This window comes from Maribacter aquimaris, from assembly GCF_014596745.1.
GTDB lineage: Bacteria > Bacteroidota > Bacteroidia > Flavobacteriales > Flavobacteriaceae > Maribacter_A > Maribacter_A aquimaris.
Genome location: NZ_JABTCF010000001.1, coordinates 171,246 through 195,419 on the forward strand (window position 1 = coordinate 171,246; position 24,174 = coordinate 195,419).

Consider the following 24,174-nt stretch of genomic DNA (forward strand, 5'->3'; position numbering starts at 1 on the left):
ACGATGAATAAGATTTTCCCGCTTTTGGTCCTACTCGCTGTTACGGCATGCTCAAGCACCAGGAATATTGTGGACAAACCCGTTGTTTTCAATGAGGAACGCAATGAACTTACATTAAAATATTTAAAGGACAGATATGGTTTAGATCAAAAAGAACCTACCATTGTACCTAAAATGGTAGTGTTACATTGGACCGCCATCCCGACTTTTGAAAAGTCCTATGAGGCTTTCCATGATTCAAAATTACCGAATTGGAGACCCGATATTGAGAGTGTTAGTGGTTTGAATGTATCTGCCCATTTTTTAGTGGATCGTGATGGTACTATTTATCGATTGATACCGGAAACCACTATGGGGAGGCATGTGATAGGGTTGAACCACTGTGCCATTGGGGTGGAGAATGTTGGGGGTACAGAAGACACTCCACTGACCAAGGCACAATTAAAATCGAATATTTGGCTGGTGAAGTATTTGGCTGAAAAGTACGCTATCGAATATGTCATTGGACACCATGAATATACCCTTTTTGAAGGGCATGAATTATGGTTGGAAAAAGATGAAGGTTACCGAACGACAAAATCGGATCCTGGGGACGAATTTATGTCCAAGGTCAGAAAGGCGACAAAAAATTACAGATTCAAACCACTACCAAACAATACCAAATAATATGAATTCAAAGTTAATAGTGCTCTTCTTAAGCCTTACCCTGTTCCATACCACATATTCCCAAAATTCGGATATCACTTCAGAACTCTATAGTACGTATGATACCTACAAGGAACAAAAATTGAATATTCGTCGCATAAAACACCATGATTTACAACCACTGATTGCCAAACATGCCACAAACCCCATATTTACAATTAAAAAAGTAGGGGAATCGATTGAAGGACGTGATTTGAGTTTGATCAGTATCGGTTCGGGTAAGACCCATGTTTTTTTGTGGTCCCAAATGCATGGGGACGAACCAACAGCTACCCAGGCTATTTTCGATATCCTTAATTTTCTATCCAGTGGGGATTTTAAGTCTGAAAAAGAGGAGATCCTTAAGAACCTAACCCTACACTTTTTACCGATGTTGAATCCTGATGGGGCAGAACGTTTTCAGCGAAGAAACGTATTGGGGGTTGACATAAATCGGGATGCACTACGGTTACAATCCCCGGAAAGCAAAACCTTAAAGCGGATGAGGGATAGCTTAAAGGCCGATTTCGGTTTTAATCTTCACGACCAAAGTACCTATTACAATGCCGAGCGAACCGATAAACCAGCCACGGTTTCCTATTTGGCTCCTGCCTATAATTATGAAAAGGATATTAATGAAACCCGTGGAAATGCCATGAAGATCATTGTTTTTATGAACAATATCATCCAGAAATATGCTCCAGGGCAAGTAGGGCGTTACAATGATGATTTTGAACCACGGGCCTTTGGGGATAACATACAAAAGTGGGGAACAAGCACCATTTTAATAGAATCTGGTGGATATGCCAATGATGTGGAAAAGCAGGAAATACGGAAACTCAATTATGTGTCCATACTTTCGGCCATCTATACGATTGCGGAAGGAAATTACAAGGATATTCCCATTACCGATTATGAAAAGATCCCCGAAAATGACAGGAAATTGTTTGATTTGAAAATCAACAACGCCACCTATCGCCTTTTGGATAAAAATTATGTCCTTGATTTGGGTATAAATAGATTGGAAGTTGATAAGGAAGGAAAAAATGACTTTTGGTACAGTAGCCGTATTTTGGACCAAGGGGATTTGTCGACCTATTATGGGTATGAAACTATCGATGCCACAGGTTATACCATAAAACAAGGGAACGTATATCCTAAAACCCTACATACCATGGCAGAATTGGAACAGATCAATGCCATGGAATTGTTAAAGCAAGGATTTACCTATGTACGGATAGCGAAGATTCCTTTAAACGCATTGGAATCACCCATTCCATTGAATATAATTGGAAGTGCCTATAAATTACCGGAAGTCCTTCAGTTACAAGTAGGGATTAATCCCACCTTTTTATTGGAAAAGAATGGAAAACCGGAATATGCGGTAGTAAACGGATTCTTATTGGACTTGACCACAGGAAAAGGTGCATTCAAGAATGCGATGATCTATAGATAAGTCAATACATTCCTTCGAAATGACCAGTGAAGTCATTCCGACAGAGCGATAGCGACGAGGAATCGCATCCTATACTTAAAAATCCTAAGTTCTAACTCGACTTTATGTGATTTCCCAATCGTTTCAATCCTTCGAAATGACGGGTTGCCCAAATGAAGCTATAGGTCTTTCCGAACGAGCCATGGGAGGAGGAACGCATCATGTACTTAAAAATCCTGGGTTCAGACACTGCTTCTTTGTGATTTATCGGTTGTTTCTCTCCCTCGAAGTGACTAAATAATTTGATTATTTAGTGATTCCCATTTAGGATTGAACTCAGAGATAAGTTTATTCTTCTTTTCCCTTCTCCATTTTTTTAGTTCTTTTTCTCTAGCAATAGCTTCCTTTGGAAATTCAAAACCTTCATAATAAACTAAATAAATACAGTTATACTTACCTGCGAAAGATTTCTTAGAATTTTGACTATCAAAATAATGTTGAGCTATCCGTTTTTGAATATTATTAGTGACACCGATATATAATGTCGTTCTATATTTATTTGCCATAATGTATACAAAATGATTGTAAAACATTATTAAATTTAAGTCATTTCGACCAAAGAGAGAAATCCCATCCTGATTAGGAATGATGCCAGAATTACATATCAACCAACTCGGCTTTATGTGATTTCTCAGTCGTTTCACTCCTTCGAAATGACCAGTGAAGTCATTCCGACAGAGCGATAGCGACGAGGAATCGCATCCTGATTGGATAAAATCTGAAGTGGAAACATGAATTGAATATACAGGTCATTACATTTATTCCAAATAACGTTTGGTCCTTTCGACCATAAGGAGAAATCACATCCTAAAAAACAACGTTAAGCTACTAGTGTGATTTCTCAGTCCTTTCACTCCTTCGAAATGACGGGTTGGCCTAATGAAGCTAAAAGTCATTCCGAACGAGCCATGCGAGGAGGAATCGCATCCTGTACTTAAAAATCTTGGGTTCAGACTCGGCTTTATGTGATTTCCCTATTGTTTTACTTTTTCGAGATAACGCTAAGTCATTTCGACCAAAGAGAGAAATCCCATCCTGATTAGGAATGATGCCAGAATTACATATCAACCAACTCGGCTTTATGTGATTTCCCAATCGTTTCACTCCTTCGAAATGACCGATTGGCCAAATGAACCTATAAGTCATTCCGACAGAGCGATAGCGACGAGGAATCGCATCCTATACTTAAAAATCCTAAGTTCTAACTCGACTTTATGTGATTTCCCAATCGTTTTACTCCTTCGAAATGACGGGTTGCCCAAATGAAGCTAAAAGTCATTCCGAACGAGCCATGGGAGGAGGAATCGCATCCTGGTACCTTCAATCAATATCCGAATCGGATGGTCATGTACGGTCCGTAAACAATAAGTATCACCAACATCGTGAGCAATATGGAAACTATGGAAGCAAACAATAAAAGCACGAGACTTTTATACGTTCTGGATAAATGTCCGGCTGGACTGTTTTGAATAATTTCTTTGATTACACCCATGATTTTCAATCTTTAAATTTAACAGCATCATCATAGTCTTCAGGATGTAGGTATTCAATTAAAATGGGGTTGTTATTTAGTAAACAATTAGGTCCTAAAAAACCCTACTCCGTTTAGCAAAAAAAAACATAAAAAAAAGTGCCCCTATAAGAGCACTTTTTCAATCAGAATAAATTATTTGGGTTTATTCGCATCCACCGGTAAAGCCCTTGGCACTAAACTTGGTCTGCACTGCACCTTGTCGACTGCCATCCACAACCCGAATGGCTAAATTGTTATCGCCACTCCCATCCCTTTTAGGGCTACAGTACTCAAAAAGATAAAAGCTATTGGCCCGTTCCGATATTTTTAGGGAAATATCATTAAACGTATTTTCCAATTCCTCCGCATTCCCTGCGAACACGCTATAGGTCTTTCCGATATCGGACAACACCTGCGTATCGATTTCCGCCCCTAGGCCAATCGTAAAAAACGATATATTCCCGTTTGCCTCGGCAACCTTCTTCAATGCTTCTTCTTCTTTATATCGCGATGCTTGATCGGTACCATCGGTAAATACAACAACAGAGGCCGCACCGATAACGTCATCCTTAATGTTGTCCTTTAAAAGATCTTCTGCAATCTTAGTGGACTTGATAACGGCACCATAAAGATCTGTGGATGGGTCATTACTGATATCATCGGTAATTGAATCAATAGCTGCAACCAACTCTTCCTTAGAACTGGTCAAATCGTTCAAAAGATGTAATTCATCTTCCCCGTCAAACCAATAAATCGCCATTTTATACGATTCCTGGGTAGTTGCCGGCATTACATTGTTCACAAAAGTGACCGATGCTGTTTTCAATTCGTCAAGACTACTACTCAACACACTATTACTTAAATCCAAAACCAAAAGCGTATTCGAATTGAATATCTGTGAATTGGGTGAGATACGGGCAAAGGATTCTGATGCTGAAATGGTATTGAAACATTCATCGTTTCGACCTTGTTCGTAAATCGTAAATTGGTTTGCCGTTAATTGGGACACAGGATTGCCATTGGTATCGGATACCTTGAACAAGATAGAAACCTTACCTGGCAAGGTGGTGTACTGTTCCTGAATGGACAACACCAAATCACTTTCGCCTAAATTGAGACATTCATCAACAGGTTCCCCTTTCCCAAGTCCATCCCCGAAATTAAGATCCAGGTTCACATCATCATCCGAATTACCACAGGAAAAGACTAAAAAAAGAAAGGTAAAAACACTAAAATATCTTAAATAATATTTCATTTTCATTATTTTGAGGTTCAACACACAGAACGTATAATCGAATTTAAAAGTATACCTTGTTTTAAAAAATATTGTTAAATCTTGTTAAAGAAAAATCCGGTGGTTTTTATATGGTCTATTTTAGAAGTTATAAAAGCCTGATACAAAATTAATTCAGCAAGCATACAGGATGACCCATGAATTCAAGAACATTGTAAAAGCCTATATTTCGGCTAAAAAAAAACAGGAGAAAACCGTTTTGGCGACAGTCGTTGCCCTAGATGGCTCATCCTATAGAAGACCGGGTGTTCGCATGATGATCCTTGAAAGCGGAATGGCCATTGGGGCCGTAAGTGGGGGATGCGTTGAAAAAGAAGTTTTAAGACAGGCACAAAGTGTTTTTAAGGATGGTGTCCCGAAAATGATGACTTACGACGGCCGGTACCGTTTGGGATGCGAGGGCTTACTCTATATTTTGATCGAACCTTTTCAACCCCAAGATGAGTTTATCGATGCTTTCAAAAATAATCTTAAAACGAGGAATCCATTTCACATCAAAACATACTTTACCCTCCAAGAAGGTTGCCATCAGGCCTATGGGTCGATCATCAGTATCAACAAAGGGGATTATGCCCTGTGTAAGAACAACCATCCTCGTAGGGACTTACAGTTTTTTACCCAAGAATTGAAACCGTGTTTCAAATTATTGATCATTGGGGCAGAACATGATGCGGTTCAACTAAGTACTTACGCCTCCCTTACGGGTTGGGAGGTCACGATTGTAACGGTACCTTCATCGCATAAAACGCTTAATGATTTTCCTGGCGGCCAGGAAATGATCGCTGTAGATGCGGAAAATCTAGATCTGGGTCAAATTGATGATCAAACCGCTGTGATGATAATGACACACAATTATGTAAAAGACCTTAAATTCCTATTGAGGATTGTAGGCACCCATCCAGCCTATATTGGTATTCTAGGACCTGCCAAACGAAAGGAAAAGCTATTGGGGGAATTGATCGAACGCCATCCTGTAATCGACGACTCTTTTTTCGATTCCATTTATGGCCCTTCGGGTTTGAATATCGGGGCAGAAACGGCCCAGGAAATCAGTATAGCCATCATATCCGAAATTTTGGCCGTGGTCCGTAACCAAAACCCTATAATGCTCAAAAACAAATCCAACTCCATTCATTGTTAACGGACAAAAACAATAATATAGCCTTGATCATCCTGGCCGCTGGGGAATCTTCCCGTATGCAACAGCCAAAACAACTGCTGCCTTGGGGTGATACTACCCTCTTAGGCCATGCCGTCAATGTTGCCCAAAGAAGTGAGGCAAATAAATTTTACACGGTACTGGGAGCCCATGCCGATGCCATTCAGAAAAAGGTCGCTCTTTCAAATACCCAGTTTATCATCAACCCGGAATGGAAAAAAGGCATAGGTTCTTCCATTGCCTATGCTACGCGATACCTTTTGAATTCTGAAACGGATTATGATGGACTATTGTTTATGCTCTGTGACCAACCATTGATCAATGCCGAATACCTTAATGGCATGATCAAGGCTTATGGGAATGGGGATAAAAACATCATTGCAACGGCATATGAACATGGGAATGGAGTACCCGTTCTTTTTCATAAAAAATTTATTGGCGAACTACTAGCCTTGGACGGTGATTCGGGAGCTAAGGATATCATAACCAAAAACACTGGTGAAGTATGCGCTCTTACTCCCAAAGGAATACAGATAGACCTCGATACCTATGAGGAGTACCAACATTTAAAAAACCAAATGGACCTATGAACATTAAAAACCTGTGTGTATTATTTGCAGTGATGATTACATCGATTACCAATAGTATCGCCCAAGAAATGGATTTTGAGAACTATAATCCCAAGTCAACCTTAGTAGTACCCGTTCATGAGGTGAAAAGGGCTAAATTCCCATTTATAGATGTCCATAGCCACCAAAGGGACATGTCCCCAGAAGCCTTGTCTGCATTGGTCAAGGATATGGATGCCCTGAATGAGGGTGTCATGGTCAATTTAAGCGGAGGTTCCGGGGAACGCCTAAATACCATGATAAAAAACATAGCCGCAAATTACCCAAATCGTTTCGCTGTTTTTGCCAATGTCGATTTTGAAGGGGTAGGTTCCGATGGTTGGTCAGAAAAGGCAGCCAAACAATTGGAAACCGATATCAAGAATGGGGCAAAAGGACTTAAAATATTCAAGAGTCTGGGATTGCGCTATACCGATAGTGACGGAAAACGGTTGGCGATAGATGACCCAAGGTTAGATCCCATTTGGGCCAAGTGCGGAGAACTGGGTGTACCGGTATTGATCCATGCTGCCGACCCCAAATCATTCTGGGACCCGATGGATAAGGACAATGAACGTTGGTTGGAGCTAAAGACCCATCCCCGAAGAAAAAGATCGGATACCGATCCTGCTCCTTGGGAGCAAATAATCGAAGAACAGCATCATGTCTTCAAAAAACATCCAAATACCAAGTTTATCAATGCCCATATGGGGTGGTATGCGAATAACCTTAAAGAATTAGGGGAACTAATGGACGCCATGCCCAATATGTATGTTGGAATAGCCGCGGTTATTGCGGAATTGGGAAGACAACCTAAAAATGCCCAGGCTTTTTTCATAAAATACCAAGACCGGATCCTTTTTGGAAAGGATAGTTGGAAACCAGAGGAGTTCCCCACCTATTTCAGGGTTTTGGAAACTGATGATGAATATTTCCCGTACTATAAGAAATACCATGCATTTTGGGCCATGTATGGACTAAACCTCCCTGATGGGGTTTTGAAAAAGGTTTACTATAAAAATGCCTTGAAAATTATTCCTGGATTGGATAATAGTTTATTCAAAGAATAAATTTCCGACCGGTTTAGGACTTTATATTTAGGGTTTCATAATCCGTTTGGTCTTGATATTCCTGAAAAATACCACAAGAATATACTTTCTTGACCAAAGGGGCTTTTTCCTTTATTCTCTTTTTTGATAAGGCTTCAATCTGTGGAGACAAATAGTTCATGGCTTAAATTTAAGTGCTTATTCAAATAACGAAAGAAAAGTGATAATAATATAGGGACGGGTACAATCATAATATTTATTTAACAAATGTGATTTTTTAAATTAACGAACAACTAATACTACAAAGCAAAACCAGTACATGGTTCGAGAGGATAAATTCGTAAAGATCATAAAGGATAATGAAGGGGTTATTTTTAAGATAACCACCATTTACACCGATAATAGGGAAGACCAGCAAGACCTATACCAGGATATCGTATACCAACTTTGGAAATCCTTTGATTCATTCAGAGGGGAAGCCAAATTCAGTACCTGGATGTACCGTATTGCCTTGAACACCGCTTTGACAAGAATCAAAAAAAACAAACGTAAAGGTCATTCCATGCCCATTGACAAGATAATCTTGGTTCAAACTGAACTATACGATACCGTATTTGAGGAACGGATAAAAATACTGTACGCATACATACATCAGTTGAATGTACTTGAAAAAGCGTTGATACTATTATTGGGGTGGTATTCGTTTTTCTATTTTTCTTTGCCAGATGGGGCTATGGTTGTTATAAGGGGGGCACGCGTTCTGCTGAGGACATTCTAAGGGAATTGGAGTAGGGGGTAATCAACCCTTCCTTTACCCAATTAAATAAACCTGAGCTGTTTTTGGATATAGTCCAAAATCAACATCCAATTCATTTTTAAGACTAGGGCAGCTGTAGGGACATTGTCATCCTCGATGGCTGAAATGATCCCATCATGCTGATTGTCAGATTTGGCATAGATGGAATCATCGGACATAAATGCCCTTTCGTAAAAGATGATCCGTGTTTTAAGGTCGGTCAAAATCTGATGCGCAAGAGCGTTCTTGTAGTGCTGGGTGAGTATGTTGTGGAATTCGAGCTTTGCATGTATACGGGACAAGGTATCCTTAGCATTTTTAAACTTGATCTGGGTTTGTTTTAAGGCTTGGATCGATGAGGCTTCAAAAACCGAATTCTCCAAGGCCAAAACTTCAAGATCGGCCACTAATTCATACAGATCCTTGGCTTCCGAATAATTCAACTCCGCAATTATAAACCCTCTGTTGGGGATCGCTTTGATCAGCATCGATTGTTGCAATTGGGTCAGTGCCTCCCGGATCGGGGTCACACTTACATCCAGCTTACGTGCCAAAGCGGCCAAGTTTATGGTCTTTCCTGGTTCCAATTTGCCATAGGTCATTTCATCCAGAAGATGCGCCCGAACTTGATCGCGTAAGATTATTTTTGATTTCATGCCGCTAAGATACTATATCGTATACGATTTAACGTTGTTCTTTAAGACTTGGTATACTACCATATAAGAAAAATATAATCCCTTAACTTCCCATATTGACAATTTTGAGCCATTATTAGTACAATATATACAATTGATTCTCTAGGGAAATACCTATCTTGTTTTCGATTATGGGAAAACAAATCACACTATTTTTTGTGCTCTTTACAAGCTTTCTTAGCATGGCACAAAAAAAGAATGAGTCTTTTCGGTTACATATCAAAAAGACAACCTCACCCATTGTAATTGATGGTGTGGCCGATGACCCCGCTTGGGAGGATACAGAAAAAGCCGATGATTTCTTCATGGTCCTGCCCATGGATAATCGCAAGGCCACCGAGATGTCTGAAATACGGATGGCCTATGACGATAAGCATATTTATCTTATCGCTACTTTTTTCAATACAACCAAGGGTCAGAATATCGTTGAGTCCCTACGTCGTGATTTCAGTTTCGGTAAAAACGATAATTTCCTGCTGTTTCTTGACCCATTCAACAACCAGACCACGGGGTTCTCCTTTGGTTCCAATGCCGCAGGCGCACAATGGGACGGTACCATGTTCGGGGGTAGTAGCATAGACCTCAATTGGGACAGTAAATGGATCTCCAAAGTGGTAAGTGACGAAGATAAATGGGTTTTTGAAATGGCGGTGCCCTTCAAATCGATACGCTATAAAGACGGAGTAAGGGAATGGGGTATCAATTTTAGTCGTTTAGACCTAAAAGCCAGTGAAAAATCCAGCTGGACACCCATTCCAAGGCAGTTCCCTACCGCATCATTGGCGTATACCGGGGTATTGGTCTGGGATCAACCACCACCTTCACAAGGCTCAAATATTTCCATTATTCCTTACGTATTAAGTAGTGTAAGCAATGATCTTGAGGGGGAAAGCTCTTTTGATAAAAAAGTAGGTGGCGATGTCAAGATAGGCCTAACCTCCTCCTTAAACCTTGACTTGACCGTAAATCCTGATTTTTCACAGGTGGAGGTTGACCGACAAGTCACCAATTTAGACCGTTTTGAACTGTTTTTTCCAGAAAAACGACAGTTTTTTCTTGAAAATGGCGACCTTTTTGCCAATTTTGGGTATTCGAGCATTCGTCCTTTCTTTTCAAGGCGTATCGGTTTGGGCGTACCTATAAGGGCAGGGGCAAGGGTCAGCGGCAACCTGAATGAAAAATGGCGTTTGGGGGTTATGGATATGCAAACAGCCGCGGTGGATGCAACGGGGCTACCCAGTCAAAATTTCGGCGTACTGACCTTACAACGAAAAGTCTTTGGCCGATCCAGTATCGGACTCATGGTGGTAAACAAGGAATCCATCAATTATCCCCAAGAAAATGATTCCATAACTGCCTTATATCCTAAATTCAATCGCAACGTTGGAATGGAATACAATTTGGCATCGTCAAACAATATGTGGGATGGCAAGGCCTTCCTTCTTAAATCGTTCTCCCCGGACGACGAAGGCAATGGTATTACCCAAGCTGCCCATTTGGAATACAAAAGTAGAAAATGGAACTGGCGGATACAGGAAGAGTCCGTAGGCGAGAATTACAGGGCAGAGGTTGGTTATGTACCTCGAAACGGTTATATAAAGACACAATCGTTCTTAGGGTATCTATTCTTTCCAAAATCTGGACAAATCCTAAGTCATGGACCTACATTGAATACCAGTTATTATTTTAATGAGGATTTTGAACGTACCGACAATACCAGTTATTTATTATACTCCTTTGCTTTTCGCAATCGAAGCAGCCTTGATTTTTTTATATCGGATGATTATGTTGAATTATTGTCTCCTTTCGACCCCACCCGTTTGGGTAAACAAGAATTGGCGGTAGGAACCAAACACCGCTGGAACGCCTTTGGTTGGATGTATGCCTCGAAACCCCAAAGCCTATTCACCTATACTTTTGATGGTCGTTTGGGAGGGTATTATGAAGGCGGAAACAGAACAAGCCTTAGCACGGAACTTGGATATCGTTTTCAACCCTATGTGAGCCTCAGTGCAAACTTGAATTACAACCGTATAAAAATGCCTGCCCCGTGGAATACGAATGAGTTCTGGCTCATTGGATCGGAAGTGGACATTACGTTTACGAATAAATTGTTCTTTTCCAATCTCTTTCAATATAACGAGCAATCTAAAAACTTCAATCTGAACTCACGCTTCCAATGGCGTTATAAACCGGCTTCTGACCTGTTTATCGTTTACACCAACAATCATTTATTGGACCCATATAACGGGCGGACCTGGTCATTGACCCTGAAACTCAATTATTGGTTTAATCCATAGGAAACCAATACCATAACCCCTTTTGATCATCTGCCATAAAACCCGTAAAACCAGTTACATCCATTTATATTTACAGTTCACCTCACTTACACCTTAGGCTGTTGATAATCAGGTTTTTCAATTTAAGGGGAATTGTAAAATCATTTTTGTATTTTTAAAAGGTTTTTCCCTTATTCATAATAAAGAAGTGATTTAATAGCCAAACATTAAGAATACAATAATTTTTAGATATAAAAACTAACAAATATCATGTTATTCCCTTTAATGTAATTCTAGATTTGTAAGACATCAATATAAATCGCTACTCCATGAAGATATACGACGATAAACACATTAAGAATGTTGTTCTAGTTGGGGCTCATAACTCTGGTAAAACGACACTGGCCGAAACGATGCTTTTTGAGGCTGGATTGATCAATAGGAGAGGTACCGTAGAAAACTTGAATACGGTCTCTGATTACCACGATATTGAGCATGAGCGGGGAAACTCGGTTTTTGCCACCCCGCTACATACCGAATGGCGGCAGTATAAGATCAATATCATGGATACGCCTGGTTTGGACGATTTTATTGGGGAGATAATTTCCTCCATACGTGTGGCAGATACCATTGTGACCGTCATTAACGGACAATATGGCGTAGAGGTAGGTACCGAGATCATTTGGAATTATATCGACAAATACCAAAAACCGACAGTTTTCGTAATCAATCAAATAGACCATGTGGGCCTTAAATTCGATGAAAGTTACAATAGCCTTAAAAATTTGGTCGGAAACAACCTGGTCAAAATCCAATATCCCATAAAAGTGGATGGCGCCCAGTGCATCATCGATGTATTAAAAATGAAGATGTACAAGTTCGGGCCTAATGGGGGAAAACCGGAAAAATTACCCATTCCCAAAGACCAAAAAGAACTGGCAGATCTATTGCACAATGAATTGGTTGAAAAGGCTGCGGAAAATGATGAGGACTTAATGGAACTCTTTTTTGAGAAAGGCAGCTTGAACGAAAATGAAATGCGACAAGGCATCAAGGCTGGTATGCTAAACCAGGAGGTGTTCCCCGTATTCTGCATTTCGGCCCTAAACGATATGGGTAGCGGACGTTTAATGGGATTCATAGACAATGTAGCCCCTTCTGCCTCGGATTTAAAACCGCAACAAAGTGTTGAAGGCAAAGTTATTGAGCCGAAAAAAGAGGCACCGACATCACTTTTTGTATTCAAGACCATCCATCAACCCAATTTGGGACAGATTACCTTTTTCAAGGTTAAATCGGGGGAAGTAAAACAGAACGATAAATTGGTGAATTCGAGAAATGGGGAAACGGAAATTTTGAACCAATTGTTCATTATGGACGGCAAAAAACGTGAACCCGTACCAAAATTGACCGTAGGGGATATCGGAGCAACCTTAAAATTAAAGTATACGGAAACAAACGACACCTTACACGAGGCGGGCAATCCTATTACCATAAAACCCATCCAATTTCCTGAACCAAGGACTAAAAAATCAATTTCAGCATCGAATAAAAAAGAAGAGGAAAAATTAAGTGACGCCTTAAAGAAAATACACAGTCAGGATCCAACGGTCGTGGTTTCGTATTCAAAAGAATTGAAGCAAATGATTTTAGGTTGCCAGGGTGAATTGCATTTGGCAACGATCGATTGGACCTTAAAGAATGGTTATGGCATTGAAGCATCATTCGAAAAGCCCAAAATAGCCTATCGTGAAACCATTCAGCGATCTGCGAATGCTAGCTACAGACACAAAAAGCAATCCGGTGGGGCCGGACAATTTGCCCAGGTACATTTAAAAATAGAACCTTGGTATGAGGGCATTCCTGAACCTGAAGGATTCAATATTCGAGGTAAGGAAGAGGTTGATCTGCCATGGGGCGGTAAACTCGTCTTTTATAATTGCATCGTGGGCGGGGTAATCGACCTTCGATACTTGCCGTCGATAATGAAGGGCATTTTGGAAGTCATGGAAACCGGTCCGTTAACAGGCTCGTACATACGTGATATACGGGTCATGGTTTATGATGGCAAAATGCATTCCGTCGATTCCAATGATATTTCCTTTAAAATTGCCGGAGCCCATGCCTTTAAGGAAGCTTTCCTGAATGCCAATCCCAACTTGTTGGAACCCGTAAACGAATTAACGGTTAAGGTCCCTGAAGAAATGGTCGGTAATGTGATGACCGACCTACAATCGCGACGTTCCATTATACAGGGAATCAATACAATGGATAATTACCAGGTACTAAAATGTATGGTGCCCGCTGCCGAATTATATGGTTACTCTACCAATTTACGGTCTATGACCCAAGGTAGGGCTACCTTTAAATCCGTTTATTCATCCTTTCAAGCCGTTCCTTCGAATGTGCAAAAAGGATTGGTGAAACAAAATGAAAAATAAATTACTAACCAACCTTTAGTAAAGAGGGTGCACTTTTAATAAGTGCACCCTCTTGTTTTTTCCTTAAGGATGGTCTTTGTGGCCTATTCCTATTTAAAGTGACGGTAGTTTGCCCATTGCACCCTTTTACTATTCTTAAAATTGGAAAAATAAGAATTTTTCCGGGCCTCAGTAGGGGTTTGTAAAGTGATTGTTGTTCTCATGATGATTGTTTTTTAGATCCTGAATAAAGTCCAGGAAGTGATTGATGATTGTTTTGTTATTGTTGGGGCTACCTGTTGTAACTTCTATATTCTGCCCAACGTACGCGTTTACTGTTCTTAAAGCTTGAAAAATAAGCGTATGTTCTTGATGCTGTAGGTGATTTACTTAATGTTGCTCTCATGATGATTGTTTTTTATGATCTGTATGGCAATACCGATCTGATTGTTTTTTGATTGTGTTGATGAAGGTTTGTATTAGCGATTATATTTTCTATAACCTGCCCATTGAACCCGTTTGCTGTCTTTTAAGGTTGAAAAAAATGAATTTACCCTTGTTTCTGTTGCTGTTCTTCTTAGTGATGCTCTCATGATGTTCGTTTTTAATTGTTATTGGTTTTGTTGCTGATTGTTAGATCATAGAATCTATCGGTATGCCAACCGCTACCGAAATCAAAATATATTCTAGGTCTTACTTGATGTGGATATAATGTTTCCATTGTGTTGTTTTTAATTGACTTACACTAAACAGACGAGATGGGTGTAGTTTTGTTACAGTACTATGTATAAAAAGGTACTATTTTATATAATATTTAACAATAAGGGGTATGCAATAGGGGAGTAGAAAAATACTATATATCTCATTTACAGTCTTTTATACTTATTTACAAGTAAGAATGCAAAAATCAATAAAATGTAATAAAAATGACTTGGGTCATTGTTTTAGGGTTAGTGTTCATCTTCCTTTTCCTGAAAATAGGTTATGACATTGCTTATTGTCCTAATACTCCTATGTGTATTCATGCGGTTCCTATTATTGATGAAAGTGGTTCTTTTCATTGTTACGGGTACCCTTGAATATTTTATACAAGCCAAAGGATTGGAGGGGGCAGTTGATTCGGATTCACATTAAGGCCTTGTTCATGGATTTCTATTTCCATCCTTTAAATCGAATAAGTTCCCAGGAAAAGGAAAAAAACATAAAAAACAATAGGTTTCTAAAAAGAGGCATCTCAAAATAAATGGTATTCTTAAGGCTTTACAAACCTAAAGTCAGTCAACTAGTATTGAATATTGATACAGGGAATTGTATCACAGATGCCAAATTGTATCCTGTATTTGCTTTTTTAAACCTTAGCCAGGGACAATTCAATATTAATTTTATGGGACAAAACCAATTCATACTTCCTATACAGAATAGACCAATACTTGTAATTAGAGCACTTATTAACACTTAAAACCCAATACTATGGAATTCCGTTTTGAAAAATTATTGGCAAAGACCACAGACTTTATGAAGGCCGAGGCCGATACAGAAACTGTAGTTGGCAAATAATTTAAACTGGGTGAATTTAAATGTGTACCCGTTATAAAGGTAGGCATGGGATTTGGCTCTGGTAGGGGTGAAGGCACAAAAGGCCAGGGCATGGGTGCTGGTGCGACTGTGGACATTGAACCTATTAGCTTTTTAGTGACCATAGGTGATCAAATTTCATTTTTGAAAGCAGGCAAATCACACGGATTGGCTACTGCATTTAAAAAGGTTCCTGGCCTTATTGAAATAAAACCAGAAATAGGAAAGCCGAAGAAACCGGCGCTTAAATCTTCCTAAAAGGCGAAGGATCTATAATCAAAGGATGGTTTTCCTTAAGGGCAAACCATCCTTTTTTATGGGAACGTTTGTACCGTGTGAAGAACTACATAAGCAACAAAATCTTTTACTATTATTAAATTAATTAGCAAAACCTTATATTTGCATAAGTTTTTGAATTAGGGACCATTTTTCAATGAAATGGTCATATGTTTTCTCCAAGATTGTTTTTTTTCATAGCACGATTTGTTTAAGCCCTTTTTCTTAAATTTAAAACAAAAATTTATTGTAATAAAATATGGCCAAGTCGCAACAGACATTTAACAAAAGTGAAAAAGAAAAGAAGCGTTTGAAAAAACGTGAGGAAAAGAAAAAGAAAAAAGTAGCTCGAAAAGCTGCAGCTAAAGAAAGTGGCGGCGGCATTCAGTTTGCTTACGTTGATTACAACGGCAATTTAACCGATACCCCTCCAGATCCATCCCAAAAGATAGAAATCGAGGCAGAGGATATTGTTTTGGGAATTCCTAAGAAAGAGGAAAGTGATGAGGAGAAATTCGATCCAGTAAGAACAGGTAAAGTTTCTTTCTATGATTCTTCCAAAGGATTTGGTTTTATCATAGATGCGGTTGACCAAGAAAAGTATTTTACCCATGTCAGTGGTTTAATTGATGAAATCGAAGAAAACGATAAAGTATCCTTTGAACTTGAAAAAGGGCAACGTGGTATGAATGCCGTTAGGGTTAAGAAAATCTAACACCATACCATTTCATAACAAATTTGATTTATAAAGACCGTGATACATTTGCGGTCTTTTTGTTTCTTACCATTTCAAGCCTGCCACCAATAGAGGGCATAAGCCCCCCTAAAAGCATATCAAAATAAATGTTCGCCCTACATTGATTCGGCCGATTATCAAATGATCAAAAATACCCAATCTTAGGATAGGGATTATCCAAATTCGTTGTTTTGAAACGTAGTCCCATTCGAAAAAGGACATACTGATATCATAACAATTTGACTGTGTGAATACCTTCAAGGTGTGGACTTTTATTGGTCCACCTCTTTTTTATGCTAATTTTACTGTTTTAATCAAAGGATAATTATAGTATGGGGTCAGAATTCAAACAAAGGAATGGTAATGGGTAAACCGCAGTCTTCAATGCTTATTCTACTGGCATTCTTCTCCATATATGTTATTTGGGGTTCTACCTACCTTTTAAATAAAATCGCCGTAAATGAATTACCCCCTTTTATGCTTGCGGCCATCCGTTTTACTGTTGCTGGGATATTGATATTCATTATCGCCATAATGATGGGAAAAAGTATTGCCATAAGCTGGCGGCAATTGAAGAATACCATAATTGCCGGTTTCCTGTTCTTATCCTTTGGAAATGGGATAGTAGTTTGGGCCCTTAGGTTTGTTGATAGTGGGTTCGCCGCTTTGGAAGTTTCTGCTCAGCCATTGATTGTTCTCCTACTTATGCGTATCCTCCAAGGTAAAAAAATACAGTTGATGTCCATTGTTGGGGTAATCCTAGGTTTGATCGGAATTTATTTACTGGTGAGCCAAAAGCAAATCCTCAGTCAAGAGAATTCCATTTTAGGAATGACCATGATCTTTCTATGTATGTTGAGTTGGGCCTATGGAAGTATTTTTGTCGGAAAGGCAGATTTACCAAGAAACCACTTTGTGAATACGGGTTATCAAATGCTGATGGCGGGTATTATGCTTGCTATTTCGAGTCTGCTTTTTAACGAGACATGGAGCTCTCCACGGGTATGGAGCAGCCCTGTCCAAATTTCGGTGGTATTGCTTATCATATTTGGCAGTATCGTGGCCTTTACATCGTTTAATTATTTATTAAAAGTCGTTTCCCCTGAAAAAGTAGCCACCTCTACCTATGTAAATCCCATAATCGCTCTAGCCTTAGGTTGGTATTTTTTGGATGAAACGATTACCCTACAGTCCATTATAGCCGCAGTAGTACTGCTTACAGGTGTTTATTTTATCAACACGAAACGAAAATTCATGGTTTTTACCCGTTTTTTCCGATCATGACGATTTCCCATGTTCGTTTTAGAGGATATTGAAGCAGTGGATTCAGAGTAGGGTAAAGGACGGATTTCCACTATATATCAAGAAAAATCAACAACCACCCTCTGGTTTTCGTTTTTTCTTTTTCTTCACTGCTATAACCTTTTTGGGAGTTACCGGAGCCATTGTCTGCTCTCCCCCTGAATTTTCAGTATTACCCTTGAAGATATCCAAATAATTGGGTACGGGCTTTTCCAAATCGAAATCTGTCACTAGAAACCGATTATCGACGAGCTGTGTGGTACTGTTCAGGATTTTTATATTATCATACCCCAATTGGTACAAGATCATCCAGGCACTGTTCGCCTCATTTTGATTTTTGCCATAAAAGACCACTGTTTTTCCCTTATTTGTTAAATCATCAAACCTTGCAATGCTTTCTGCTTCCAAAATATCCGCTGTAGGCATATTCAGGGCATTATCAATATGGCCCTTGGAATACTCGAACCTATCACGAATATCGATAAAGACGGAATTTGATGGGTCAACGTTGGAATAGTCGACCAAATAGTCTTGGGTGTTGACCATAGCCAAAGTTTCCCTGTTTGTTTTTTTATAGACGTTTGTCGGTTTTTTAAAGGTCAATATTCCAATTAGGATGACCAAAATAAAAACCACGGTAGATATAGAGATATGTTTTGTTTTTTCCAATTCTTTCATGACGATACAGTTTTAGCAACCTCCCTCTGGTTTTCTTTTTTTCTTTTTCACAATGGGAATGACGACTTTCTTCGGAGTCATATCCTGTTGTTCTACTTGATTATGTTGTTTTATACCCACACCAAAATACATCGCGGCTGCCTTTCTGAAATCGTATAGTTCAAAAGCCTCCTTTGCCATATTTTCAGTCGGTTCAGGTGGATTAAGGATGGTGTTATACCATCCCTTGATACCTCCTTGGAGTACATGCAGGTTTTCATAATCCATTCTGGTCAATATCAACCAAGCTTGGTCTGCCTTAAAATCATCATTGGAAAACAATACAATATCATATTGACCTTGATTCAAATAGGCTTCATAATCCGCATTTAAGATCGCATCGAAAGGTATATTGAGGGCTCCTGTCAGGCTATATTCCGCGTATTCTTTTTCGTCCCGCAGATCGATCAGAAGAATCGATGGGTCTTTCGTAATGATCTTATGGGCCAAATCATCTGAGGTAACATAACGCTCAGGGTTGACTACTTTCGCCAAAAGGTCTTCCGCTGTAACACGTTCGTTTTTTTGATATGCCGGCAACAATAACAGACCTAAAGCTGCAATAAGGAGCAATGAAGCTAGGATGATATACCGATTAGCGAGAATTTTGGCCAGATTCCTATTGATCATGATGCTTTATTTTAGTAAAATACTTTTTTAATCCGCTTTCTAACAATATCCGAAACAAAGAAGGCCACCAAGGCAATCAAGGTGACCCCAAAAATGATATAATTCGCTGGGATATCGAAACTATCCACCAAAGTGATATTCCCTAAAAAAGAGCCATTATAAAGTCCTTCAAATACCCCATAGGCCTCTGAAAAAATGAATACCCCGACCATTATGCCAAAAACATAGACCCAAGCATCCAATTTCCCGATAGCGACGGCACACAGACTGGTACCCGGACAAAATCCGCCTGCGACGAAACCTACCCCCATAATGGCCCCTCCGATAATCGCAGCCCATAAATAAGTGGGATGCACATATAACATGCTTATATCAACCCATCCCAGATAATCCATATAATACAAGCCGATCACCGAGACAACGGCAGCTGTGAAAAACACTTTCAGTACGGCAAAATCATATCCATAAAAAACACCTGCCAATTTCCGGGAAGAAGAAAATCCCGAAGCTTCCAAAATAAAGCCAAAGGCCAACCCGATCAGCACGGCGATAATGATGTTCCATTCATTTGTTAATATTCCATTAGGTATCAGAGGTCCCATATGCCTTATATTTTACTATTAATCTATATCCAATTTTTTCTAAAAAAGTATGCAAAAAGATATGCCGTTCCGAAGATGGCCAGCATAGTGATAAACCCACCGGTCGACAATACGGCCATACCACTCAAGGCCGCCCCACTGGTACAGCCTCTGGCAATCTGTGCCCCAAGTCCAAAGAGGATTCCACCGAACAAGGCAAAGACCAAACGTCTTCGTGAAGTGATCTTTGGGGAATGTTGTACCCTAAAACCCATACGACCCGATAGGGACCCTGAAATAAAGGCTCCGGCAAGGACACCAAGGCTTTCAAAAACCAACCAGGTGTTCATGGGTGATTCATCATCCTTAACGAATTTACTGTAATAGGCATTGTTGATGGTGTGCTCATGGGAAACCTTATCGACCAACGTAACAACACTACTTTTCATAGCACCGCTAGCCCCAAGGCCACGCCCCGTCATATAAAAAGTAAAGATGATCAAAAGTCCCAATAGGAAACCTCCGAAATAAGGATTCCAATATACGTGTCTGTTATTTTCACTTGATTTATCCATTACATGCAATTATTAATATAGATAACGTGTTAATTGTCCCGCTTCCACCATAACAAATCGGAATACCAGTCCACCTATGAGGATGAGAATGGCGGGGACCACAACGGGAACCTTATAACCTTTCAACTCCAAAATTTCCAAAAGTCCGGGCAACAGCAAACCGAGAATAACCACAAAAACAAAGAACATAACGGTAAATTCGCCATTGGTCAAGAGTTGCATGGCTTCCAATTGCACTTCAGAACCTGCCCAATATCCCATGATCATATGTACGATAAGGGCCAATTCTATAACAATAAGGACAATATCAATCTTACTGAAAAGGCTTCTTTCACTTTTCGATTTTGAAAAAAGAATAATGGTAGCCGCTGCCGTCGAAAGTCCTGATACCAAGAACAGGGGACCTAAAATGGCGTTGTTCCATAATGGGCGTGCATTAAAGGCCGATAGCAGTATCCCGGTATATATCCCAAGTACTATGGAAAGGGGAATCAATACATACGCCATATTCATTCGATTTTTGACCACAAAGGCTTGGAATTTTTTCAAAAACCCGAATTTCAAATCCATTTTAGGGAAAACCTCCTTCCAATAACTAAAAACCCAAAGCATGGATAAAGGGGTAATAATAAGCAATACCCAAGCTCCCCAGGACATGGGGGATTCAATCCTAACGGTTGTATACAACTGCCAAAAAAATATTTTATGGGTAAGGTCATAAAACAAGGCCAATAGCCCAAGTACCAAGGCTATAGGTGCTATCATAACGGCATACTTGACCGTGGCCGGGGTTTCCTCTTCTTTTTTAATAACGGTAAATACCGCTGCAAAAAATAAGAGTCCGGCTGCCAAGCCCCCTAAAAACAGATAAACTGAAATCGGCCAGTGCCATATTTGCAACGATGGGTCGATGTTCGGTAGGTTTCTACCACTGGTGAATAGTTCTTCTTCCATTGTAAGGGTTTATATTAAATAATAAACATGGGGTTTTGTACCCGCTTCCGGCGCCAAGGTTTTATGCTTTCTGGCTTTGAGCAATTGCGACACTTCACTGTTCGGGTTATCCAAATCCCCAAAATACATGCATTTGGTAGGACAAACCGAAACACAGGCTGGAAGTTGGCCTTTCTCGAGCCTATGATGGCAAAAAGTACACTTGTCAACATAACCATCAGGATGTTGGTATCTTGCATCATAAGGACATGATTCTATACATGCGCCACAACCAATACATTCATCGGGGGTCACCAAAACGATTCCTCCTTCAATAATATGGCTTGCACCTGTAGGGCAGCAGCGTACACAGGGTGCATTCTCACAATGATTGCACCGCTCGGATCGCAATTCCAACTCAAGAATGGGATAGGCTCCTTCAACCCGTTCAGTAATCCAGTCCCTGCAATACCCAATAGGAACATTGTTCTCGGTTTGACACGCAACTACGCAGTCACTGCAACCTACACACTTTTTGGTGTCGATGACCATGGCATATCTCATACTTCTACAGTTTTAGATGGATTTTCAGTGAGTATCTTAACAAAGTTTCCACGCATTCCTGTTCCTCCCATAATGGGATCAATGGCCACTTGACTGATCAATTGTGTATCACTGGCGCCCTTGCCATGTGCACGACCCAATTTTTTGTTGTTATGCCCAAAACCATGGACCATATATACGGAATCCCATCGGATCCTCTCGGTAACACGAACCCGAATAGGAAATGAGGATTGGACCCCATCCTGATTCTCTAGCCAAACGTATTGTCCTTTCTTCAAACCAAGTATTCGAGCCACCTTTGGATTGACCCACAGGTCGTTCTCACTCTTTAAATCGTTGAGATTGGGGTTGTTTACCGTTCTACTGAAGGTATGCATGGGTGATCTACCATAATTCAATCGATAGTATCCCGGTGCAGGCTCTGGGTGTTTCGTATACTTGGGCATAGGGTTAAATCCCTCTCTTTCCAAAGCTGCCGAGTAGAACTCTATTTTACCACTATCGGTATAGAATTCATAATCCTGTCCTTCTTCCAAATACATAGGGCCAGACTTTCTTGGGAATTTTTTCACCCCTATTTTTTCCATTTCCTCCAAGGAGGTTCCCATTTGTTTCAATTGCCAAGCAATGACTTCTTTATAATCATCATATTTAAAATAGTCGTGCAGGCCCAGTTTTTCCCCCAATTGTTTGGCAATCCACCAAGCCGGTTTCGAATCGAATCTTGGTGGAACCGCGGGCATTCGCAAGGCAATGGAGGGTTCCCGATTGGTGGCTGATCGAATGCCATCATAACGTTCCAAATAGGTACATTCGGGCAAAACCACATCGGCATACCCAGTGATCTCCATAGGCATGGTATCTACGACCACCATAAAATCCAACGCATTGATAGCCTCTTCCAATAACTTTTTGTTCGGAATGGAATTGTTCAAATTGGTGCCGGCCACCAACCATGCCTTTATAGGGTATGCATTCTCCTCTGAAGGTAAAGAGGCCCTTATGAGCTCATTGGTAATGCCCATTTCTGCAAAAGGATATTTTTCACCAATTTCTTGCCAACCCCATTTTGGGGTAGGATAGGGGGGATGGGGAAACTTCGGAATACTTATTTTCTCCTTGAAGTAGAATCCGCCCCTACGGCCCCAAGAACCTAATAGTCCATTCAATATGGCCATAGCCCTTGCCCGTTGGGTATCGTCCCCATACCAAGTCACATGGCGTCCTGGATGTATTATGGTTGCAGGGGCGGCTGCGGCCATAATCCGTGCCGTTTTTCTGATTTCCTCAGGCTTTATTGTGGTAACACCATAGGCCCATTCTGGAGTGTACTCCTGTACGTGGTCTTTTAACTCCTCAAATCCCAGGGTATACCTATCCACATATTCCTTATCATATAAATTCTCGTTTATTATGACATTCATCCAGGCGAGCAATAAGGCAATATCGGTAGAAGGCTTGATGGCCAACCAATGTTGCGACTTACTTGCTGCCGTTGAAAGTCGCGGATCCACCGTGATAATGGTAGCACCACGATCAATGGCATCTGACATTTCCTGTACTTGGGTATTATGCATGTTCTCACCAATATGAGACCCTATCAATACCAGACATTTCGTGTCCCGTATATCGGTTGGTTCCGGTGAACCCACCCATGACCCAAAAGTTAGGCTAAAGCCTGCCTCCCTTGGCCCGCGACACTGTGCATATGCCGGCTCCGCTATACTTTCAGAGCCGAAAGCCTTGAATAAATGTTCAAAATGGGAGCCTGGGGATCCATGTTTCAGTAATCCTAAACTCTCAGCACCGTATTCTTTCTTTATCCCCTTCATTTTTGTTGCGATCAAGGTCAATGCCTCATCCCAATCCGTTTCCACAAAAGTTTCCTCACCATCGATAACCTTTCGCACTAAGGGTTTCCTTAAACGATCGTTGTCGGTATACATACCAACACCACCAGTTCCGCGGGGACATAGCCTTCCGTTGCAATGGGGGTCAATATCGTTACCTATGATTTTATGAATGGTACCCTTACTGTCAGCATGCACCCATCCGGCACATTTCCAAAAGCATACCTCACAATAGGTTGCAGTCTGTCTTAATTTTTCAAGGGAATCCTCCAATGCAAATCCCTCTAAATAGGAATTTACACCCATGGATTCCAATGACGTAGCCGCAACAGCTACACCTCCAAAACCTAATGCGGAAATCTTAATAAATTTTCTTCTTGACGTACCCATAGACTTTTTAATCAAATTCTAAAGTGCAATATTGCATGCGTAGGAATGTAAAT

At 40.3% G+C, this 24,174-nt stretch carries 23 protein-coding genes; 11 read left to right on the top strand and 12 right to left on the bottom strand.

Annotation, left to right across the window (positions count from 1 at the left end; translation table 11 throughout):
- The first annotated feature begins 3 nt into the window (after positions 1–3).
- Together HPE56_RS00740 and HPE56_RS00745 are read left to right on the top strand one after the other, a co-directional pair.
- Positions 4–666, top strand: a complete 663-nt coding sequence (locus HPE56_RS00740; protein ID WP_188241860.1) for a peptidoglycan recognition protein family protein — start codon at positions 4–6, stop codon at positions 664–666.
- A gap of 1 nt (position 667) precedes the next feature.
- Positions 668–2,140: a M14 family metallopeptidase gene (locus HPE56_RS00745; RefSeq protein WP_188241861.1), complete on the top strand. Its 1,473-nt coding sequence runs from the start codon at positions 668–670 to the stop codon at positions 2,138–2,140.
- A gap of 272 nt (positions 2,141–2,412) precedes the next feature.
- On the opposite strand, the gene HPE56_RS00750 is transcribed toward HPE56_RS00745, so the two are convergent.
- The 3 genes from HPE56_RS00750 to HPE56_RS00760 all read right to left on the bottom strand — a co-directional run bounded on the left by HPE56_RS00750 (position 2,413) and on the right by HPE56_RS00760 (position 4,947).
- A complete protein-coding gene (locus HPE56_RS00750) occupies positions 2,413–2,712 on the bottom strand; it encodes a GIY-YIG nuclease family protein (RefSeq protein ID WP_188242487.1) in 300 nt (99 codons plus the stop codon).
- A 791-nt stretch (positions 2,713–3,503) separates the two neighbouring features.
- Positions 3,504–3,671: a hypothetical protein gene (locus HPE56_RS00755; protein WP_188241862.1), complete on the bottom strand. Its 168-nt coding sequence runs from the start codon at positions 3,669–3,671 to the stop codon at positions 3,504–3,506.
- A gap of 184 nt (positions 3,672–3,855) precedes the next feature.
- Positions 3,856–4,947, bottom strand: coding sequence for a vWA domain-containing protein (locus tag HPE56_RS00760; protein WP_394355028.1), 1,092 nt, complete (start codon positions 4,945–4,947; stop codon positions 3,856–3,858).
- Positions 4,948–5,116: 169 nt separating this feature from the next.
- Here HPE56_RS00760 and HPE56_RS00765 point away from each other — a divergent pair, with 169 nt between their 5' ends.
- From HPE56_RS00765 to HPE56_RS00775, 3 genes are read left to right on the top strand one after another with little or no spacing between them, the layout of a single operon-like run.
- Positions 5,117–6,127: an XdhC family protein gene (locus HPE56_RS00765; RefSeq protein WP_188241864.1), complete on the top strand. Its 1,011-nt coding sequence runs from the start codon at positions 5,117–5,119 to the stop codon at positions 6,125–6,127.
- The gene (locus HPE56_RS00770; protein ID WP_188241865.1) at positions 6,121–6,735 is read left to right on the top strand and encodes a nucleotidyltransferase family protein; all 615 of its coding nucleotides are present in this window, start codon (positions 6,121–6,123) and stop codon (positions 6,733–6,735) included. The genes HPE56_RS00765 and HPE56_RS00770 overlap by 7 nt, the downstream gene beginning before the upstream one ends.
- Positions 6,732–7,823 (top strand): amidohydrolase family protein, encoded by a 1,092-nt coding sequence (locus HPE56_RS00775; RefSeq protein ID WP_188241866.1) that lies wholly within the window; start codon positions 6,732–6,734, stop codon positions 7,821–7,823. Before HPE56_RS00770 ends, HPE56_RS00775 begins: the two co-directional genes overlap by 4 nt.
- Positions 7,824–7,836: 13 nt before the next feature.
- Here the strand turns inward: HPE56_RS00775 and HPE56_RS00780 are convergent, their stop codons facing one another.
- Complete coding sequence (locus tag HPE56_RS00780; RefSeq protein WP_188241867.1) at positions 7,837–7,983, bottom strand: hypothetical protein; 147 nt, start codon at positions 7,981–7,983, stop codon at positions 7,837–7,839.
- A 138-nt stretch (positions 7,984–8,121) separates the two neighbouring features.
- On the opposite strand from HPE56_RS00780, the gene HPE56_RS00785 reads away from it, so the two are divergent.
- Positions 8,122–8,580: a sigma-70 family RNA polymerase sigma factor gene (locus tag HPE56_RS00785; protein ID WP_188241868.1), complete on the top strand. Its 459-nt coding sequence runs from the start codon at positions 8,122–8,124 to the stop codon at positions 8,578–8,580.
- 41 nt (positions 8,581–8,621) lie between these two features.
- On the opposite strand, the gene HPE56_RS00790 is transcribed toward HPE56_RS00785, so the two are convergent.
- Positions 8,622–9,254, bottom strand: a complete 633-nt coding sequence (locus HPE56_RS00790; protein WP_188241869.1) for a GntR family transcriptional regulator — start codon at positions 9,252–9,254, stop codon at positions 8,622–8,624.
- Positions 9,255–9,475: 221 nt separating this feature from the next.
- Here HPE56_RS00790 and HPE56_RS00795 point away from each other — a divergent pair, with 221 nt between their 5' ends.
- The 5 genes from HPE56_RS00795 (at position 9,476) to HPE56_RS00815 (ending at position 17,863) form a co-directional block, all read left to right on the top strand.
- Positions 9,476–11,593, top strand: coding sequence for a DUF5916 domain-containing protein (locus HPE56_RS00795; protein WP_223170130.1), 2,118 nt, complete (start codon positions 9,476–9,478; stop codon positions 11,591–11,593).
- Between the two features lie 308 nt (positions 11,594–11,901).
- Complete coding sequence (locus tag HPE56_RS00800) at positions 11,902–14,013, top strand: elongation factor G (RefSeq protein ID WP_188241871.1); 2,112 nt, start codon at positions 11,902–11,904, stop codon at positions 14,011–14,013.
- Positions 14,014–15,594: 1,581 nt separating this feature from the next.
- Complete coding sequence (locus tag HPE56_RS00805; RefSeq protein ID WP_394355029.1) at positions 15,595–15,825, top strand: GerW family sporulation protein; 231 nt, start codon at positions 15,595–15,597, stop codon at positions 15,823–15,825.
- A 277-nt stretch (positions 15,826–16,102) separates the two neighbouring features.
- On the top strand, positions 16,103–16,558 hold the full coding sequence (locus HPE56_RS00810) for a cold-shock protein (protein ID WP_109654622.1): 456 nt from the start codon (positions 16,103–16,105) through the stop codon (positions 16,556–16,558).
- Between the two features lie 384 nt (positions 16,559–16,942).
- Complete coding sequence (locus tag HPE56_RS00815) at positions 16,943–17,863, top strand: EamA family transporter (RefSeq protein ID WP_188241872.1); 921 nt, start codon at positions 16,943–16,945, stop codon at positions 17,861–17,863.
- Positions 17,864–17,950: 87 nt separating this feature from the next.
- Here HPE56_RS00815 and HPE56_RS00820 read toward each other — a convergent pair whose 3' ends face one another.
- Genes HPE56_RS00820 through HPE56_RS00850 form a run of 7 tightly spaced genes read right to left on the bottom strand, consistent with a single transcriptional unit; the run spans position 17,951 to position 24,121 of the window.
- Positions 17,951–18,559, bottom strand: coding sequence for a rhodanese-like domain-containing protein (locus HPE56_RS00820; protein WP_188241873.1), 609 nt, complete (start codon positions 18,557–18,559; stop codon positions 17,951–17,953).
- A gap of 12 nt (positions 18,560–18,571) precedes the next feature.
- Positions 18,572–19,228, bottom strand: coding sequence for a rhodanese-like domain-containing protein (locus tag HPE56_RS00825; protein WP_188241874.1), 657 nt, complete (start codon positions 19,226–19,228; stop codon positions 18,572–18,574).
- An 11-nt stretch (positions 19,229–19,239) separates the two neighbouring features.
- Positions 19,240–19,830, bottom strand: a complete 591-nt coding sequence (locus HPE56_RS00830; protein WP_188241875.1) for a YeeE/YedE thiosulfate transporter family protein — start codon at positions 19,828–19,830, stop codon at positions 19,240–19,242.
- A 23-nt stretch (positions 19,831–19,853) separates the two neighbouring features.
- Complete coding sequence (locus HPE56_RS00835) at positions 19,854–20,384, bottom strand: YeeE/YedE thiosulfate transporter family protein (RefSeq protein WP_188241876.1); 531 nt, start codon at positions 20,382–20,384, stop codon at positions 19,854–19,856.
- Between the two features lie 12 nt (positions 20,385–20,396).
- Complete coding sequence (gene nrfD, locus HPE56_RS00840) at positions 20,397–21,338, bottom strand: NrfD/PsrC family molybdoenzyme membrane anchor subunit (RefSeq protein ID WP_188241877.1); 942 nt, start codon at positions 21,336–21,338, stop codon at positions 20,397–20,399.
- A 9-nt stretch (positions 21,339–21,347) separates the two neighbouring features.
- Positions 21,348–21,881 (bottom strand): 4Fe-4S dicluster domain-containing protein, encoded by a 534-nt coding sequence (locus tag HPE56_RS00845; RefSeq protein ID WP_188241878.1) that lies wholly within the window; start codon positions 21,879–21,881, stop codon positions 21,348–21,350.
- Complete coding sequence (locus tag HPE56_RS00850; protein WP_188241879.1) at positions 21,878–24,121, bottom strand: molybdopterin-containing oxidoreductase family protein; 2,244 nt, start codon at positions 24,119–24,121, stop codon at positions 21,878–21,880. The genes HPE56_RS00845 and HPE56_RS00850 overlap by 4 nt, the downstream gene beginning before the upstream one ends.
- Positions 24,122–24,174: the final 53 nt, after the last annotated feature.

Bases quoted from the DNA above. Each gene is read 5' to 3' on its own strand.
- HPE56_RS00740 (WP_188241860.1), top strand. From the start codon at position 4: ATGAATAAGATTTTCCCGCTTTTGGTCCTACTCGCTGTTACGGCATGC.
- HPE56_RS00745 (WP_188241861.1), top strand. From the start codon at position 668: ATGAATTCAAAGTTAATAGTGCTCTTCTTAAGCCTTACCCTGTTCCAT.
- HPE56_RS00750 (WP_188242487.1), bottom strand. From the start codon at position 2,712: ATGTTTTACAATCATTTTGTATACATTATGGCAAATAAATATAGAACG.
- HPE56_RS00755 (WP_188241862.1), bottom strand. From the start codon at position 3,671: ATGGGTGTAATCAAAGAAATTATTCAAAACAGTCCAGCCGGACATTTA.
- HPE56_RS00760 (WP_394355028.1), bottom strand. From the start codon at position 4,947: ATGAAATATTATTTAAGATATTTTAGTGTTTTTACCTTTCTTTTTTTA.
- HPE56_RS00765 (WP_188241864.1), top strand. From the start codon at position 5,117: ATGACCCATGAATTCAAGAACATTGTAAAAGCCTATATTTCGGCTAAA.
- HPE56_RS00775 (WP_188241866.1), top strand. From the start codon at position 6,732: ATGAACATTAAAAACCTGTGTGTATTATTTGCAGTGATGATTACATCG.
- HPE56_RS00780 (WP_188241867.1), bottom strand. From the start codon at position 7,983: ATGAACTATTTGTCTCCACAGATTGAAGCCTTATCAAAAAAGAGAATA.
- HPE56_RS00785 (WP_188241868.1), top strand. From the start codon at position 8,122: ATGGTTCGAGAGGATAAATTCGTAAAGATCATAAAGGATAATGAAGGG.
- HPE56_RS00790 (WP_188241869.1), bottom strand. From the start codon at position 9,254: ATGAAATCAAAAATAATCTTACGCGATCAAGTTCGGGCGCATCTTCTG.
- HPE56_RS00795 (WP_223170130.1), top strand. From the start codon at position 9,476: ATGGCACAAAAAAAGAATGAGTCTTTTCGGTTACATATCAAAAAGACA.
- HPE56_RS00800 (WP_188241871.1), top strand. From the start codon at position 11,902: ATGAAGATATACGACGATAAACACATTAAGAATGTTGTTCTAGTTGGG.
- HPE56_RS00805 (WP_394355029.1), top strand. From the start codon at position 15,595: ATGGGATTTGGCTCTGGTAGGGGTGAAGGCACAAAAGGCCAGGGCATG.
- HPE56_RS00810 (WP_109654622.1), top strand. From the start codon at position 16,103: ATGGCCAAGTCGCAACAGACATTTAACAAAAGTGAAAAAGAAAAGAAG.
- HPE56_RS00815 (WP_188241872.1), top strand. From the start codon at position 16,943: ATGGGTAAACCGCAGTCTTCAATGCTTATTCTACTGGCATTCTTCTCC.
- HPE56_RS00820 (WP_188241873.1), bottom strand. From the start codon at position 18,559: ATGAAAGAATTGGAAAAAACAAAACATATCTCTATATCTACCGTGGTT.
- HPE56_RS00825 (WP_188241874.1), bottom strand. From the start codon at position 19,228: ATGATCAATAGGAATCTGGCCAAAATTCTCGCTAATCGGTATATCATC.
- HPE56_RS00830 (WP_188241875.1), bottom strand. From the start codon at position 19,830: ATGGGACCTCTGATACCTAATGGAATATTAACAAATGAATGGAACATC.
- HPE56_RS00835 (WP_188241876.1), bottom strand. From the start codon at position 20,384: ATGGATAAATCAAGTGAAAATAACAGACACGTATATTGGAATCCTTAT.
- nrfD (WP_188241877.1), bottom strand. From the start codon at position 21,338: ATGGAAGAAGAACTATTCACCAGTGGTAGAAACCTACCGAACATCGAC.
- HPE56_RS00845 (WP_188241878.1), bottom strand. From the start codon at position 21,881: ATGAGATATGCCATGGTCATCGACACCAAAAAGTGTGTAGGTTGCAGT.
- HPE56_RS00850 (WP_188241879.1), bottom strand. From the start codon at position 24,121: ATGGGTACGTCAAGAAGAAAATTTATTAAGATTTCCGCATTAGGTTTT.